This window comes from Petrimonas sp. (assembly GCF_963921705.1).
GTDB lineage: Bacteria > Bacteroidota > Bacteroidia > Bacteroidales > Dysgonomonadaceae > Petrimonas > Petrimonas sulfuriphila.
Genome location: NZ_OY997410.1, coordinates 2674515 through 2690516 on the forward strand (window position 1 = coordinate 2674515; position 16002 = coordinate 2690516).

Here is a 16002-nt window from a genome sequence, read left to right on the forward strand (position 1 = left end):
GAATCATATGAAAAAGATCGATTTTATAATTATTGCAATGTTGTGTATGGTGCACAGCTACGGAGAACAGAACAGTTACCTCTTTTTGAGAGATGGGATGACGGCCGGTAGTGACACTTTGTTGCTGCAGAATAACCCGGACTGCAACTATCTGCGCATATTGCGTAGTTTCCCATCGATTCCGGAAAATACACTTACCGCCAGTCAAACAGAAATTGAGCGTTATAAGGAGAAACTGGAAATCATTAACGAACTACTCTATGATTGTGAAGAAGCTGAGAAAGAGAAACAGAGGATAAGGGACAATAAGCCTGTTCCTTTTGATCTGGAGATACTGAATAAGATTGATGCTGCTCAAAAAGAGTGGGAGAAAATTTATGATCAGTATACATCGATCACTATGCCTCTTACTGAGACTGAAATGGATATTTTGGGCCAGTGGCGGGAGGGCATTGATTCAATGATGAAATTGAATGAACCGCTTAATTACGAGTTGGCGGAACTCAGAAGCAAACCTGCTTCGACAGGAAATCAGCAAAGGAAAAAACAATTAGAACAACAAATCCATCACAACCGGTTAAAGTTCCATAAAGAAGTGGATAGGAAGAACAGGGAAAATCTTCAAAAGATGCTGCAGGAGTATGAGAAATTGACTCCCATTGTAGATAAATTAGATAATTATATCGTTGATGGTTACCGAATTTCATCGGAATCAGTCGGTTTGACAGCCTTAAGGGATCTGTATAAATCAATGTTAAGAGCTTTTTCCTATAACGCTGAGGCCGAGGGCAAAATGAGTCCCTTCGATGCTGTACACGAATTGAATAAAATGTTTAGGTAAGAATAAACATGGAATGACCTGCTGTTAAACGAGTTTTTGCGTTCGACGTGCCGCCAGAGCTGCTACAAATCCTTCCCGAGGGCTGCCGTAATGTCGGCAGAGCAAGCTGTGTCTTCTATCCTCTTTTTGCAGGAATTCAGTTTGACACCTTAACCGGAAGGAACGACGGCAAGGGGTACAATTTCACCATCGTCCTTACTCTGTATGATTCAGAGAGTCAAAATGAAGAGGTCACGGGACGAACGGAATTAGAGAAGATGGCATTGGAGATGAAGCTCGAGAGCATAAGGAAAGGGTTACATCCAGTGCATGACGAGAAACTGGCGGATATAAAAACCCGGGAGTGGGGAGCTGGCGGAAGCTACAAGTATATGGCAAAATGGGACGATAAGGAGCTCGTGCGCTACTCCAGCTACTATACAGGCCGGGTGAAGGATGTCTTTTTCACCCTGGAAGCAGATGGCGACGACATTGCAGTTCCCTTGATGGTAGCAGAGAAGCTAGCTTCGCTGGCCGGGGGCGACATGACATACAGATCGCTGAAAAGCAGGATAGTCAAACAGTGAGATTATCGCTACCGGATACGACGGCGATCACTTTTATTAGAGAAACAAATTACTGAGAATTCATAAATCAACAAGTGTGATAAAAGCAAACTAAAAAACGGAATAATCATGAAAAAACTTGTATTCTTTTTGTTGGTGGCCCTGTTTTTGGGCAGTTGTTCCGGTGAGAAGAAAGAAAGAGAATCCCGGGGACAGGAATTTTCGGCAAAAGAACTCCAAGCTGAGGCCGGAAAAAAAAGATATCCCCTTGAACAAGGAATCATTCGCTCTACCTCTGAAGCCATGGGCATGGAGATGAGCATTGTTACCTATTTTGACAAGTGGGGCGAATGGGAAGCTATTGAAACAACAGTGCCGATGGAAGTCATGGGAGAGGACTACTCCACACGTACCTTGGAGATCATAAAAGGGGATGACCACTGGAAGATCGACCTGGACAAGAAGACAGGTGAGCATTATACCCTGGCAAGGGCAATCAACCCCCTGGGAGTAGATGTGGAATCATTGTCGGATGAACTGTTGGGAAAGATGAACCTGGAAGACCTGGGAGAAGTCGAATTCCTCGGATACAAATGCCGAAAGATGAGCATGAAGAGCGATAAAGGAACCCAAATGGATTATGTGATGTGGGGGAATGTCATGATGAGCATGGAGGGTGAAGCAATGGGCATACAAACTTCCTCCCGGGTAACATCGGTTGAAGAGGTGGCTCCTCCGCAGGAAAAATTTGAAGTACCCCGGGATATCCGGTTCACCGACGAGGAGTAATACCGTCTCATTTATGAAGCAATTATTACTTTTACTTACGGCGTTAACGTTCGCATTTGTTGCCTGTGCACAGATGCAAATACCCAGGGATATAAGCCGGATTCTGGAAAAAGCAAAATCCGGAAAGGAACTCACCGAACAGGAAAGTGCCCGGCTGGAGCAGTGGGGAGAATCGATGGAGAAGCAAGCCAATGCGCTGGACAGGCAAACGGATAAAGGCAAGCTACAGGTACAGGCTACTACGAATAAGCACAACCCATGTCCCGAAAAGGCTGAGCTCTCCCTCCTGCCTTCACTGACGCGTGATACGTATGTAGAGTTTGCTCAATCGCTGATGGCGGCGTATGGGCCGAAGACGGGTGATTTACAAAAGCTGAGGCTTATGCTGGAGCGCTCTTCCAAAAAGACAGACGGAGCAGATATGGGAGCGGCCTTTGTGATGACAGGGGCAGGATCGGCATCGGTTTATGCCATTGCCTGGAGTGCCGTCCAAACGCCGGATGATGTGCTTACGGCCAACAACCTGGGCGTGGCACTCAAAGACATGGGTGAATATTCCAAAGCCATCCGGGTGTTGCAATATGCCGATCGGTTAAAACCGGATATCGGCCTTATCCTCTGTAATCTGGGTTGGGCTTACCGGGAAGCTGGCGACAACACGAATGCCACCCTGATGTTTGAAAAAGCGTTGAGGACAGCACCAAAAATGAGTTCGCCTTACTTGGGCCTGGGGTTGATTGCCCAATGCGAAAACAATCCCCTGAAAGCGGAACAATACCTGCGGAAGGCTTTGGGCCAAAGGTATTCGGCAGTAGGTTTCGGCGCCATGAAACAAGCACAGGCGGCAAAGTCGCCTTCACAGAGCCAGGGGAGCCAGCCCCGGCCGCTGACGGATGAGAAAGGCGATACAGAAGGAGTGGAGGTACCCGACCTGCCCGTGTATGAGGATATCGGAAGAATGGCGGGACAAGAGCAACCAATCAAGAGATACCTTTCCGGCCTGGATGCCCGGAAAAGACAGCTGACCTCCGACCTGCTGTCGGTGTCGGAGCGGATCAGAAAACAGCAGCTGCGTGCATCGAAAGATCCGGACAATGCAATGGTTTTCACCCGTGATTTCTCAAAGGAGATCATGCTGTTTTCCGATATCACGGAATTGTTGTTTGGTGAAAACAGCAACTACGGACAAGCACTGAATCAGGGTGCAAAGATCATGGAAAACAATTCGAACCTGCTGGAACAACATATGCCCACAATCACACAACTGATGGAGCAATCGCTACGTCTTCAGGAAGAGCTGACTGCACTCCTCAAGAAGCTTGAGGCGTGTGGAGATAATGAGTATTGCCAGAAAAAGGTGGGAGCGGAAATCAGGCAGGTACAATACCAGCTGGACCAGGTCATGTTTCGCATCTGTAAGGAACAAAAACGGGACCTGGAATCTTCCTTTTCAGCCGGATGCAAAAACTACACACTGGTTTCCAATGCTTTGAAAGAGGCGATCCCCGACTACTATGCTTTTACCAATCCCATCATTGAACGGATGTATGCCCCCAGTCTCAATGAGTATTACAACCTTTACCGGGAAATGATGACGGTGATCCATCTGGAGATAGCTGCCGGCTTTGCTTCAGGATTGCCGGGTTATGCCGATCAGCTCAATCAAATGATTTGCGTGGAGCCCGAACCGCCGGAACCGCCGGGAGAGGCGCCTGACCCTGAGCTGCCCTCAAAAAAGAAGAAAGATTGCCCGTTGGGTGAAAACGGTATCGGGGGTGGCATTGGGCCTTTATCGTTTGAGCTCAGCTGCGACCACGTGAAGTTATCGGGTGGAGAAGGTTTACTATGGTCTGTAAAGCGCGATTTTAACAAACACGAGACCACCATCTGGGGAGGAGTGGGCGTGAAAGGAGAATACGGCAACGGCAATCTCACGGCGGAAGCTACCATGGGAGTAGAGGTCACCATCGGACAGGGTGATGCCGTAAAGGATGTGGCTTTCACCAGCTCGGTCAAAGCCGGTGTGGGCGGACTGGCAGAAGGAGAGATTAACGGCCGTTTTGCCCTGGAAGGAGGCCCTTCGGTGGATGCGTCCGCTAATTTTACGCCACCGGGCATTTCTGATTTGCTGCCGGAATAAGCAATAACCAGTCTTGCCACAATAAGTCTTTCAATAAAAAATGGATGTTAAATCAATAGGCAATGAAAAATAATGTAGTTATAATTCTGTGGATTTTTTCTCAACTTGTCTCAGCGCAGCAACTCGCTCAAAACTATCTCTCCAACCTTCCAAAGTTTCCAGACAATGGTTGTGCGGTAACCGAAACAAATAAAAACACCTTTTACCAGCAGATTGACAGGGTCATCGAAGCGATCGAATTGGATATTGAGCGGATACACAAACAACAGCCGCCTGCCGACCAAAATCAGCTCTTAAGTACGGTATCAGGTGGCGAAGCTGCCGGCGAACAACTGGCACAACAAAAACTCATGAAAGATCACGGAATCTCTTCGATGGATCTGAAAAAAATTGAAAACATGAGTGAAGAGGAACTTCAAGAGTGGGGTGAGAAGTATGTCGCTTCCAACAGGGGAAAACATTCGCAATCATCTGCCAGGAAGCAGTACAACATCAAATTACAAGACCTTCAGGACAGACTGTCGACGTATAAAGAGGGGTGGGTGAACATGCAGGCTGAATATGAAAAGAAAGAAAAGCAGGCTAAAACCGATCTCGACCTGTGTTTGGAAATGGTATTGAAAAATGCCCCGGAACCTCAATACAGAGGTGAAGCATGCATCAACCAGGATGTTATTGATGAGTATATCACCAAGAACGAACAACGTTGTAATGACAACTACTGCCAGGCTATCGCGCCACTCAAGAAACAAATGATAAACAAAAAATGGGGGGAGATGCCTCAGGTACTGAGGTTGCTTTCCCAAATTCAAACGATACAGAACAATCAGGTGAAAGAACAAACCGGTCTTAACCTTAATGCATCTCAATCAAATGAACTGGCTGCGTTGGAACTGGTAAAGGAATTCGCCGGAGAAATGCGAAATATGCTTTGATATGAAACAAACGTGCCTCATCCTTATTGCGAATAGAGACAACAATTTGTAAATATTTTGTGTTATAAGCGTAAACATAAAAATTACAGCATTATGACAACAAAACATTTCTTTCTGATCGCCGCCGTTTTCTCTTTTTCCATCTCACTGGCACAAGGCAAATTTGTAACCTATGAGGTGGACAATGAGCCTTATGAAGGCTATTACATCAGGCCATCGACGGGAAATCCGGGAAACGCCGCACTGGTACTGATTCTTCACGACTGGGACGGGCTGACCGATTACGAAGTAAAACGTGCCAACATGTTGGCCGAAGAAGGCTATCAGGTATTTGCAGCCGATCTTTTTGGCAAAGGGATCCGTCCCACCGAGAACAAAGAGAAAGCCCAACACACGGGAGAATTGTATAAAGACCGCAGTAAACTGCGCCGCCTGATGACGGGTGCTTTGCATGCTGCAAGACAACAGGGCGCTGAAACGGAAAAAGTGGCGGCGATGGGTTATTGTTTCGGGGGTGCAGCCGCCCTGGAGCTAGCCCGCTCGGAAACAGCGTTGAAAGGTTTTGCAACCTTCCACGGTGGCCTGGGAACCCCCGAAGGGCAAGATTACTCAAAAACCAGGGGGAAGATCATCATTTTTCACGGAACAGCCGATACCGCCATCACTATGGATGATTTTGCCGCTCTTGCCAAAGAGTTGGAAGCGGCAAAAATCCCCCACGAAATGACCTCATACGGAAATGCCCCGCACGGTTTTACGGTGTTCGGGACTCCGGCATATCGCCTGGAAGCTGATAAGCAATCTTGGAAACGATTCATAAAATTTCTCGAAGAAATATTCTCTTAAAAACAAGCCAATTCTGCTCATCTATTTTTATACAACGGACTAAGTTCAAGATAGAAGTGCAAAAGATTTGATTACATTACACTTCTTATCTTAATTGTTTTTTTCCAAAATCCCCTTTCAAAAGTGCTTAAGGGGTTTTGAAAAAAACAATTAGTCAATCAGCAACATAAAAAAATAAAAAAGGAGACCGAAGTCTCCCTAAAATTAACTATTATGTTGCTTATGAAAAAATACAAACAGTTAACTTCAGAACAAAGATATGCTATTTATTTAGGCTTACAAAACGGAACAAGCAAGTCTGAAATAGCCAAGCAGATAAAGGTAAATATTTCTACGGTTTATAGGGAATTAAGCCGTAACAAAAACAAAACTGGAGGCTACTCATGGCGTTTGGCACAAGAGATGGCCCAAGAGCGCAAAGAACGTTTACCGGGCAATAGATCGACATCGGAGTGGATTAAACAGAAAATAATCCGTCTCATTCGCAAAGATTGGTCGCCCAAACAAATCAGCGGATATCTCGCAAAATATGATCAAATATCTATCTCTCACGAGACTATTTATCAATGGATCAGGCAAGATAAGAAATCGGGAGGAAACCTTTACAAGCACTGCCGCCACAAGCTCAAATACAGAAAAAGACCCGTAGGTTCTGCCACTAACATACCCAACAGAAAAAGTATTCGCCAAAGGCCAAAAGAGGCCGACGGAAGCCGGTTTGGAGATTTTGAAATGGACACCATAATAGGAAACGGACAAAAGGAAATAATACTGACAATGACAGAAAGAAATACAAACTTTATAATGATGAGAAAACTGCCTATGGGCAAAGACTCTAAGCAGGTTTGCAAGGAAGTCATTGCTATGTTGCTGCCTTATAAGGACAAACTGAAAACCATTACAACAGATAACGGATCCGAGTTTGCAGCACACGAACTGATAACAAAAAAGTTGAAAGTACCGGTATATTTCACTGATCCTTATTCATCGTGGCAAAAAGGAGCTGTTGAAAATGCCAATAAATTAATCCGGCAATACATCCCAAAAGGAGCAACATTTAAAGATTATTCCGATGAGAAAGTAAAAGAAATACAGCATAAACTAAACAGAAGACCAAGAGAAAAATTAGACTTTAGCAATCCTAAAATAGAGTTTTACAAAAATTATTACTAAATTGCACTTGCTGGTTGACTCTAGGCGGCCAAAAAACTGTTGTGAAATGCCGTTATATGGAAAAAAAGTTGTATATTGAGCGCAATTTATTGTGAGCAGTTATGCTTAAAGAGAAGTTTCATATTGAGTTTGTGATGGGGAGTGCCACACAAGCGAGTTTGTGGAGAATGATCAGCCAGGTTGACGGATTATCGGAATGGTTTGCCGATGAAGTTACGATGAACGAGGAAGAAAATGTTTACACATTTTTTTGGGGAAAGTCGGATAATCAGGCAGAGATCTTAGGTTCGAAACCCCAGCAAAGTATTCGTTTCCGGTGGTTGGACGAGGAGGAAGAAAATATATATTTTGAGTTCCAGCTTCATAAACTGGAATTATCCAATGAAATTGCTTTACAAATCACCGATTTCGCAGAACCCGACGAAAAAGGCGATGCCATTACCTTGTGGGAAACACAGATCGATAAAATGAAAAGAAGGCTGGGTGTGTAGTAGCTATCCCTCGCTATATAAACAAAAAGAACAACCGAAAACAAGCCGGTTGTTCTTTTTGTTTTCTTAAACCTCAAAACACTTTTCTCCACAGGAATTTATTATCTTTGTATCGAATTTAAAAAGGGCTTCTTTTAACAGATGAGAAGGGATTTCCATATAAAAAAACTTTACGGCTATTTGTTAAAAACCTATATCCCGCTGTTTCTGATGACGTTTGCCATATGCCTTTTTTTGGTGTTGATGCAGTTCTTATGGAAATACGTTGAGGACATGGTAGGTAAAGGGCTCGGGTTGAACGTAATAGGTGAAATGTTTTTATACGCAGCGCTTCAGTTGATACCTTTGGCACTGCCTTTATCCATATTGCTGGCTTCGCTGATGATGTTTGGGAACCTGGGTGAAAACCTGGAGCTGCTGGCCATAAAATCGGCGGGGATCTCTCTCATCAAGGCGATGGTTCCGCTCATTGCCCTGATTGTCTTAATCTGCATAGGCACCTTTTTTTTTCAAAACAACGCCATGCCGAAAATCCAGCCCAAGTTTTATTCACTCCTGATCTCCATCCGGCAGAAATCACCTGAACTGGATGTTCCCGAAGGTGTTTTTTACAAGGAGATAGAAGGTTACAATTTGTACGTGGACAAGAAAAACCGGAAAACCGGAATGTTATATGGTGTTTCCATTTACGATGTCAGCAGCGGGTTCCAGAATATGGCTGTCATTATCTGTGATTCGGCCGAGATGCGGACCTCGGAAGATAAATTATCGCTTGTCTTTACGATGCATAGCGGGCAACAGTTTCAAAACTTTACCCAGGGAACGGAAAATATGAATTTTTCTTCGGAGTTTATCCCCTATGCCCGCGAGAGTTTTGTTACAAAAACGATGACTATACCCTATGATGACAACTTCAACCGAATGGAAGAAAGTGTTTTACAGGAGAGCGAATCGAGCAATTACGTTTCCAAAAATATCGCACAGCTAAGGGTTTCGATCGACTCTATGGAGCAATTCATCGACAGCGTAAACATTTCCGACCGGAAGATAATGAAACAATATACCTATCTTTCTTTCCGGAACAGCTATCCGCAAGAGAAAAGGGACTCCATCGTTGAGCACGCAACCGCATCCATGAAACCCGATATGGATTCTATTTTCGCTTCAAGAGACATACAAACCCAGACGGCCATCCTGCAAAACGCCTACTCAAAAGCCGACAATAACGGGAACGATTATCTTTTCCGGTCGATGTCCAAAACAACCACACAACGAAATATAAACCGGCAATGGATCGAGTGGCACCGAAAATTCACCATCCCCTTTGCCTGTTTCGTATTCTTTTTCATCGGTGCCCCACTGGGCTCCATCGTACGCAAAGGTGGCCTGGGAACACCCATTGTCATATCGGTTATTTTGTTTATTATCTACTATATCTTAGACAATGTAGGTTACAAAATGGCCCGCGACGGGGTTTGGGATCATTGGATCGGCATGTGGTTCAGCTCGATGATTCTGCTGCCGTTGGGCATTTTCCTGACGTACAAGGCCATGACAGACTCGGTAATTATGAGTACCGATACCTATACAAGCTTCTTCAAGAAACTTTTCTTTATCCGCGAGAAAAGAAATTATACGCTGAAAGAGGTCGTTATTGAAGAACCCAACTACGCCGAGGTTTATCAATCGTCACGTGAGCTGACCGATGAGGTGGCCGCCCACCTGCAAAAATACGGCACCCTCGGATACAAAACCTATTGGACAGACAACGGATACGACCATTCCTTGACCTCGATAAAAAACAAGATGGAGAATATGCTCAATCAGCTATCCAACTCACGTAAGCCGATGGTTATTGAGAAAGCAAAGGAATACCCGGTTTTGATAAAATATGTACGCCCCTTTAATACGGGATCCACACTTGCCAAACTGTGCATGTATATTTTCCCTCTCGGGGTTATAATGAAACTGCTTTCACTGCCTTTTGAAAAGCGAATCAACAGGGACTTAAACGCCGTATTAACGTTAAACAACGAATTAAATGAGATAATGAACAACCAGCAACGTAAAGTAGCTGTATAAACAATACAAAATGAAAGAATTTACGCTAAACACGATAGAAGAAGCTATCGAAGAAATAAAAAAAGGAAACTTCATAATCGTGGTCGACGACGAAGACCGGGAAAATGAAGGCGATCTGATCATTGCTGCCGAGTGTATCACGCCGGAAAAAGTCAACTTTATGGAAACGCACGCCCGGGGACTTATCTGTACACCCATCACCAAAGAACGTGCCGAAGAATTGGAGTTGCCCATGATGGTCACCCACAACACCTCCATCCACTCCACACCGTTTACCGTCTCTATAGATTTACTCACTCACGGCTGCACGACCGGCATCTCGGCCTACGACCGGGCACAAACCATACTGGCGCTGGCACGTGAAGAAACCAAACCCGAAGATTTTGGCCGGCCGGGACACATTTTCCCGTTACGAGCCATGAGCAAAGGCGTTATTCGCCGTGCAGGACACACGGAAGCTACTATTGACCTGGCCCGTTTGGCCGGATTGTACCCTGCCGGAGCGCTGGCAGAGATAAAAAAGGAAGACGGGGAAATGGCACGCATGCCCGAACTGATGAAAATGGCAAAGGAATTTAACCTGAAGATTATTTCGGTTGCCGATCTCATCAAGTATCGCCTGAGGACAGAGTCGCTCGTAAACCGCGGGGAGGAGGTACATTTACCCACCCAGTACGGAGAGTTCCACATGGTCCCTTTTCGTCAGAAGTCCAATGGATTGGATCACGTAGCACTGATAAAAGGAGAATGGCACAAAGACGAGCCCATTTTGGTGCGCGTTCACTCGTCGTGTATAACCGGCGATATTTTCGGCTCCATGCGATGCGAATGCGGAGAACAACTGCATAAAGCCATGCAGATGATCGAAAAAGAAGGAAAAGGCGTGTTGGTTTATCTCAATCAGGAAGGACGTGGAATCGGACTTATGGCAAAGGCTTCGGCCTACAAATTACAGGAAAAGGGAATGGATACGGTTGATGCCAACCTCCATTTAGGCTATAAGGCAGACGAGCGCGATTACGGCGTGGGTGCACAAATCCTGCAAAGCCTGGGCGTCACAAAAATGCGGTTAATGACCAACAATCCCGTGAAACGTATCGGACTGGAATCTTACGGACTGGAAGTGGTGGAAAATGTGCCTATCGAAATTACGCCCAACGAGTACAACCATTTCTACATGGAAACCAAGAAGAAAAAGATGGGACATATCCTGAAAAATTCCGGATTGTAACCGTAAAAGTAAAAAAATGGAAATAACCGGTCTTCTCATAGGTTTTGTGGCCGGAGGAATTATTGCCTGGATCATGGCAACCCTCCTTGTCAGGTTGAAAACGGTATCAAAACAAGAACTTGAAGCCGTGAATGAGAAGAATGTCTCTCTACATACCGACCTCATTGTAGCGCAGGAGAAACTGAAGTCCATGCAGGAAGATGAGGCGGAATTAAGAACGGAGATTGCGGCATACCGGGAAAAGACAGAACAGTCCCGGGACGAAGTTCAGGCCCTTGAACGTAACCTCTCCGGCACTACTGCCCAGCTCAATGTAGCCCACGACACCGTACAAAAGCAGTTGGAAGAAATCGGCACTTACAAGCTGGAATTAAAATCGATGACCGATGAGTTTAACGAAACCAACAGGTTGCTTGCCGCCTCAACAGCCGACTTCAACGCCCTGAAAGAGAAGCTGGAGACGCAAAAGTCCGAAATGGAGAACCTGCGAAAACAATTCAACCTGGAGTTTGAAAATATCGCGGAAAAAATCCTGGACGAAAAAACGCACAAGTTCACCAAGATCAATCAGGAGAACTTAGACATCATCCTGAAGCCGTTAGGTGAAAATATCGACTCGTTCCGGAAAAAAGTGGAAGAGGTCTACATTACCGAAGCCAAAGAGAGGTTTTCACTGGGCGAAGAAGTAAAAAAGCTGAAGGAGCTCAATACAAAACTCAGCGAGGATGCCGTGAACCTGACCAATGCCTTGAAAGGAAGTTCCAAAACACAAGGCGATTGGGGACAAATGATCCTGGAGAACATCCTCGAGAAATCGGGATTGGTGCGCGACAGGGAATACTTTGTCCAAGAGTTCCTGAAAGACGTCGACGGTGCCTACCTCGTTAACGAGGACGGAAGCAAAATGCAACCCGATGTGATCATCTCCTACCCCGACGACCGCAAGGTAATTATCGACTCCAAGGTATCGCTGTCGGCGTATGTTCGTTACACACAAACCGACGAAGTCGACGAACAAAAAAAATGCATCGGGGAACACCTGCGTTCGGTAAGGAAGCACATTGATGAGCTGAGCCGGAAAAGCTATCAGGATTACGCCGTTACGCTCGATTTCGTGATGATGTTCGTCCCAAACGAACCGGCATACATGCTTGCCTTACAACACGACCCGGATATCTGGCAATACGCATACGACAAAAAAATCCTGCTCATCAGCCCTACAAACCTGATTGCAGCGTTAAAGCTCATCGTTGACCTCTGGAAGCGTGAATATCAGAACCGAAATGCGATAGAGATTGCCGAACGCGGAGCAAAACTCTACGATAAGTTTGTGGGGTTTATCAATAACCTCGAAAAAATCGGGAAAAACCTGGACCAGGCTCAGAACGCGTACAACGATGCCTACAAACAGCTTTCTACCGGAAACGACAATTTGGTCTTACAGACCCAGAAACTAAAAGATTTGGGAGTTAAAGCAAAGAAAAGCTTGCCGCAATCGCTGATTGAGGAGTAAAAAAGCCCAGGCTCTCACAACTTATAACTTAACAACACTATGTACGAAAAAATGCAACAACACCTGCAAAGCGAATTAGCCGCTATCCAAGAAGCAGGACTTTACAAAAATGAACGGATTATCGTTACGCCTCAAAAGGCGGAGATCAAAGTAAAATCGGGACAGGAAGTATTGAACTTTTGTGCCAACAACTACCTCGGATTGTCAGACAACGCCCACCTGATCGAAGCAGCCAAAAAAGCCCTCGATGAGCGCGGGTACGGAATGTCATCCGTACGTTTCATTTGCGGGACGCAAGACCTTCACAAAGAGCTGGAAGCTACGATCAGCAAATTTTTCAAAACGGAAGATACCATTCTATACGCAGCCTGCTTCGACGCCAACGGCGGGTTGTTCGAACCCCTGTTTACCGAGGAAGATGCTATTGTTTCAGACGCACTCAACCACGCCTCCATCATCGACGGAGTGCGCCTGTGCAAAGCCAAACGTTATCGCTACGCCAACGCCGACATGGCCGATCTGGAAGCCAAACTGCAGGAAGCACAAGCGCAACGCTTTCGCATCATCGCAACGGACGGTGTGTTCTCCATGGATGGAAATGTGGCTCCCATCGATAAAATCATGGAATTGGCCGAGAAGTACGATGCCCTGGTGATGATCGATGAAAGCCATTCGGCAGGAGTCGTCGGAAAAACCGGACACGGCGTTACTGAACAATACAACTGCCTGGGGAAGGCGGAAATCATTACCGGAACGCTCGGAAAAGCATTTGGTGGTGCCATAGGCGGTTTTACTACCGGACGCAAGGAGATCATCGACATGCTTCGTCAGCGTTCACGCCCCTACCTTTTCTCCAACTCCATTCCTCCGTTGGTGGCAGCTGCCGGAATCAAGGCGTTTGAATTGCTTCAGGAATCGAATGAGTTGCAAGACAAGCTGCACGAGAATGTCGATTATTTCGTAGCCAAAATGAAAGAAGCCAATTTCGACATCAAACCTACCCAGTCGGCTATTTGTGCCGTAATGCTCTACGACGCCAAGCTGTCACAGGAATTTGCATCAACCCTGCTCGATGAAGGCATCTACGTTACCGGATTCTATTATCCCGTCGTTCCGAAAGGGGAGGCACGTATCCGTGTTCAGCTATCCGCCGGACACAAACGTGAACACCTGGACAAAGCCATTGCTGCGTTTATTAAAGTCGGGAAAAAACTTGCCGTTATTAAATAACCCACAACTTATAACCCACACTCATTATGAAAGCCTTAGTTAAACTGCGTCCCGAAAAGGGAATATGGATGCAAGAGATACCCGTTCCCGAGATCGGAGTGAACGATGTCCTCATTAAAATCATAAAAACCTCTATCTGCGGAACCGATCTGCACATTTATAAATGGGACGATTGGGCGCAAAAGACCATCAAACCCCCCATGACCATCGGCCACGAATACGTGGGCGAAATTGTGGATATGGGAAGCGGAGTAAAGAACCTGAAAATTGGCGACCGGGTTACTGGAGAAGGACATATCGCTTGCGGACACTGCCGCAACTGCCGCCGCGGGAAGCTACACGTTTGTGAAAACACCCTCGGTGTGGGTGTGAACCGCGACGGAGCCTTTGCCGAATACTTGTCGCTCCCGGCAGAGAATGTCGTTAAGCTGGATTCACGCATTCCCGATGAGATCGCGTCCATTATGGATCCCTTCGGAAATGCCACGCATACTGCCTTATCATTCCGGCTCATCGGGGAAGATGTGCTCATCACCGGTGCCGGACTTATCGGGAGTATGGCAACCGCTATATGCCGTTTTGCAGGCGCCCGGTACGTTGTGGTCAGCGACCTGAGTGATTACCGGCTGGAGATAGCCCGGAAAATGGGGGCTACGCTAACCGTTAACCCTTCGAAAGGAGAGAGCATCCGGCAAGCGGTTGAAAAACTGGGAATGCGCGGCTTTGACGTAGGGTTGGAAATGTCCGGCTCCCCCGCTGCATTCCGGGAAATGATCGACAACATGTACAACGGTTCAAAAATATCGTTACTGGGTATTTTACCCAACAACACTACGGTCGACTGGAACGAGATCATCTTTAAGGCCCTTACGCTGAAAGGGATTTACGGCCGTGAGATGTGGGAGACCTGGTACCAGATGGAGCAGATGCTTATTTCCGGAATTGACCTGACTCCGGTTATCACCCATCGTTTTTCCATCGATGAATACCAGAAAGGGTTTGAAGTGATGGAAAGCGGGCAGTGTGGAAAAGTGATTCTCAGCTGGGATTAGAATTTTCAGAACGCGTCGGCAGCAGGCTTGCGTTCGGTCAGGGTAAGTATCCGGAAGTTCCTGTCTAGTTCCATCTGAACGATATAGCCTGAAACGGTTTTCTGTTGTCCACCGTCAACATACGATTTCTGAACGGGGACATTCACCTTGTAATGTTCAATATCCGTTTTCTCGTATGCTACTGCGGCCGTATTCGGTAAAAACTGAACGGTTGGAGCCTGTGTTCTCGCCCCAGAGATAATCAGGTCTCCAACTATTTTTTCACGTTGACCTCCACCGGAGTTGAAGAACCGGAAAACGACCGGAGCCATATATTTGGTTATTTCGTTGGCTTTAAGAGCGGATAATGCCGTAAAGAACCCGTCAACGGTAAGCCGGATACTGTCCAGATCACTTTTTGTAACCGGATACGATTGGAACAACATCTCGTATCTTTCCTGTGCATTGCCGAAATAGTCGCCCGGCAGTTCTCCGCTTTGCGACGCAACCATATAGTCAGAATAACTTTCGGCGGTATTGTCGTTCAGGGTAGCCACCCAAGTAAGCGAATCTAACCTTTTTTTCACCAACGGGGTGTACGGGCTTTCCGGATATTGAGTCAGGAAATCCCGCAGTTCCGCCCTGTTATCCGAAGATTGCAGTGTTCTCCAGGTCTCTACTTCGTTTCCTTTGAGCTTCACCAGATTTTCTTCAGCCAGGAGGTAATATTTTCCTTTCGGAAATGCCTGCATGTAGTCCAGGTAGCCACTTACCGTGTTTTCTTTCACAGCCGCATCCCATTGCAGCCTGTCTAAATTCCCTTTTCTTACCGTCTCTCCGTAATAAAAGAAACCGGCAATCAGCAATATCCCTAACAGGAGTAAGCCCAGAAGAAGACGGCTTTTATTCTTTCGCGGCTCTGTGTCTTTTGACAGAATATCCTTCGGCAGATCCGGATTTTCTTTTTTGACCTCAACACTCTTTTCAGTCAATTCCTGCCCAACAGCATCCATTCCCCCTTCTCTTTTGGGGACATCCACTTCATATTCCTTTTCTATCTTATCTTTGCATTCGTTGCAAAACAATGCTTCTTCCGGTTTACTCTTTCCGCAAAGCGGGCAAAATTGGGCCATAGTGTTGTATTTAATTCAGGCA

The 16002-nt window shown here is 46.1% G+C and carries 14 protein-coding genes; 13 read left to right on the forward strand and 1 reads right to left on the reverse strand.

The window, feature by feature from the left end:
• Positions 1–7 precede the first annotated feature (7 nt).
• The 13 genes from AACM02_RS11180 (at position 8) to tdh (ending at position 14868) form a co-directional block, all read left to right on the forward strand.
• Positions 8–841: a hypothetical protein gene (locus tag AACM02_RS11180; protein ID WP_339117022.1), complete on the forward strand. Its 834-nt coding sequence runs from the start codon at positions 8–10 to the stop codon at positions 839–841.
• A gap of 47 nt (positions 842–888) precedes the next feature.
• Positions 889–1407, forward strand: a complete 519-nt coding sequence (locus AACM02_RS11185; protein WP_339117023.1) for a hypothetical protein — start codon at positions 889–891, stop codon at positions 1405–1407.
• 108 nt (positions 1408–1515) lie between these two features.
• Positions 1516–2175 (forward strand): hypothetical protein, encoded by a 660-nt coding sequence (locus AACM02_RS11190; protein WP_339117024.1) that lies wholly within the window; start codon positions 1516–1518, stop codon positions 2173–2175.
• Positions 2176–2188: 13 nt separating this feature from the next.
• Positions 2189–4315: a hypothetical protein gene (locus tag AACM02_RS11195; RefSeq protein WP_339117025.1), complete on the forward strand. Its 2127-nt coding sequence runs from the start codon at positions 2189–2191 to the stop codon at positions 4313–4315.
• A 62-nt stretch (positions 4316–4377) separates the two neighbouring features.
• Positions 4378–5250 carry a hypothetical protein gene (locus AACM02_RS11200; RefSeq protein WP_339117026.1) on the forward strand — a complete coding sequence of 291 codons (873 nt, stop codon included), beginning with the start codon at positions 4378–4380 and terminating at the stop codon, positions 5248–5250.
• A gap of 93 nt (positions 5251–5343) precedes the next feature.
• Complete coding sequence (locus AACM02_RS11205) at positions 5344–6096, forward strand: dienelactone hydrolase family protein (RefSeq protein ID WP_214062524.1); 753 nt, start codon at positions 5344–5346, stop codon at positions 6094–6096.
• Positions 6097–6318: 222 nt separating this feature from the next.
• A complete protein-coding gene (locus tag AACM02_RS11210; RefSeq protein ID WP_238866016.1) occupies positions 6319–7269 on the forward strand; it encodes an IS30 family transposase in 951 nt (316 codons plus the stop codon).
• A 101-nt stretch (positions 7270–7370) separates the two neighbouring features.
• Complete coding sequence (locus AACM02_RS11215; RefSeq protein WP_214062523.1) at positions 7371–7760, forward strand: START-like domain-containing protein; 390 nt, start codon at positions 7371–7373, stop codon at positions 7758–7760.
• 141 nt (positions 7761–7901) lie between these two features.
• Positions 7902–9842, forward strand: coding sequence for an LptF/LptG family permease (locus AACM02_RS11220; protein WP_339117027.1), 1941 nt, complete (start codon positions 7902–7904; stop codon positions 9840–9842).
• Between the two features lie 10 nt (positions 9843–9852).
• Positions 9853–11073, forward strand: coding sequence for a bifunctional 3,4-dihydroxy-2-butanone-4-phosphate synthase/GTP cyclohydrolase II (locus AACM02_RS11225; RefSeq protein WP_339117028.1), 1221 nt, complete (start codon positions 9853–9855; stop codon positions 11071–11073).
• A gap of 16 nt (positions 11074–11089) precedes the next feature.
• Positions 11090–12586: a DNA recombination protein RmuC gene (gene rmuC, locus AACM02_RS11230; protein WP_214062371.1), complete on the forward strand. Its 1497-nt coding sequence runs from the start codon at positions 11090–11092 to the stop codon at positions 12584–12586.
• A 39-nt stretch (positions 12587–12625) separates the two neighbouring features.
• Positions 12626–13816: a glycine C-acetyltransferase gene (kbl, locus tag AACM02_RS11235; protein WP_339117029.1), complete on the forward strand. Its 1191-nt coding sequence runs from the start codon at positions 12626–12628 to the stop codon at positions 13814–13816.
• Between the two features lie 26 nt (positions 13817–13842).
• Positions 13843–14868 carry an L-threonine 3-dehydrogenase gene (gene tdh / locus AACM02_RS11240; RefSeq protein ID WP_339117030.1) on the forward strand — a complete coding sequence of 342 codons (1026 nt, stop codon included), beginning with the start codon at positions 13843–13845 and terminating at the stop codon, positions 14866–14868.
• Between the two features lie 5 nt (positions 14869–14873).
• Here tdh and AACM02_RS11245 read toward each other — a convergent pair whose 3' ends face one another.
• A complete protein-coding gene (locus AACM02_RS11245; protein ID WP_339117031.1) occupies positions 14874–15980 on the reverse strand; it encodes a hypothetical protein in 1107 nt (368 codons plus the stop codon).
• Positions 15981–16002 lie beyond the last annotated feature (22 nt).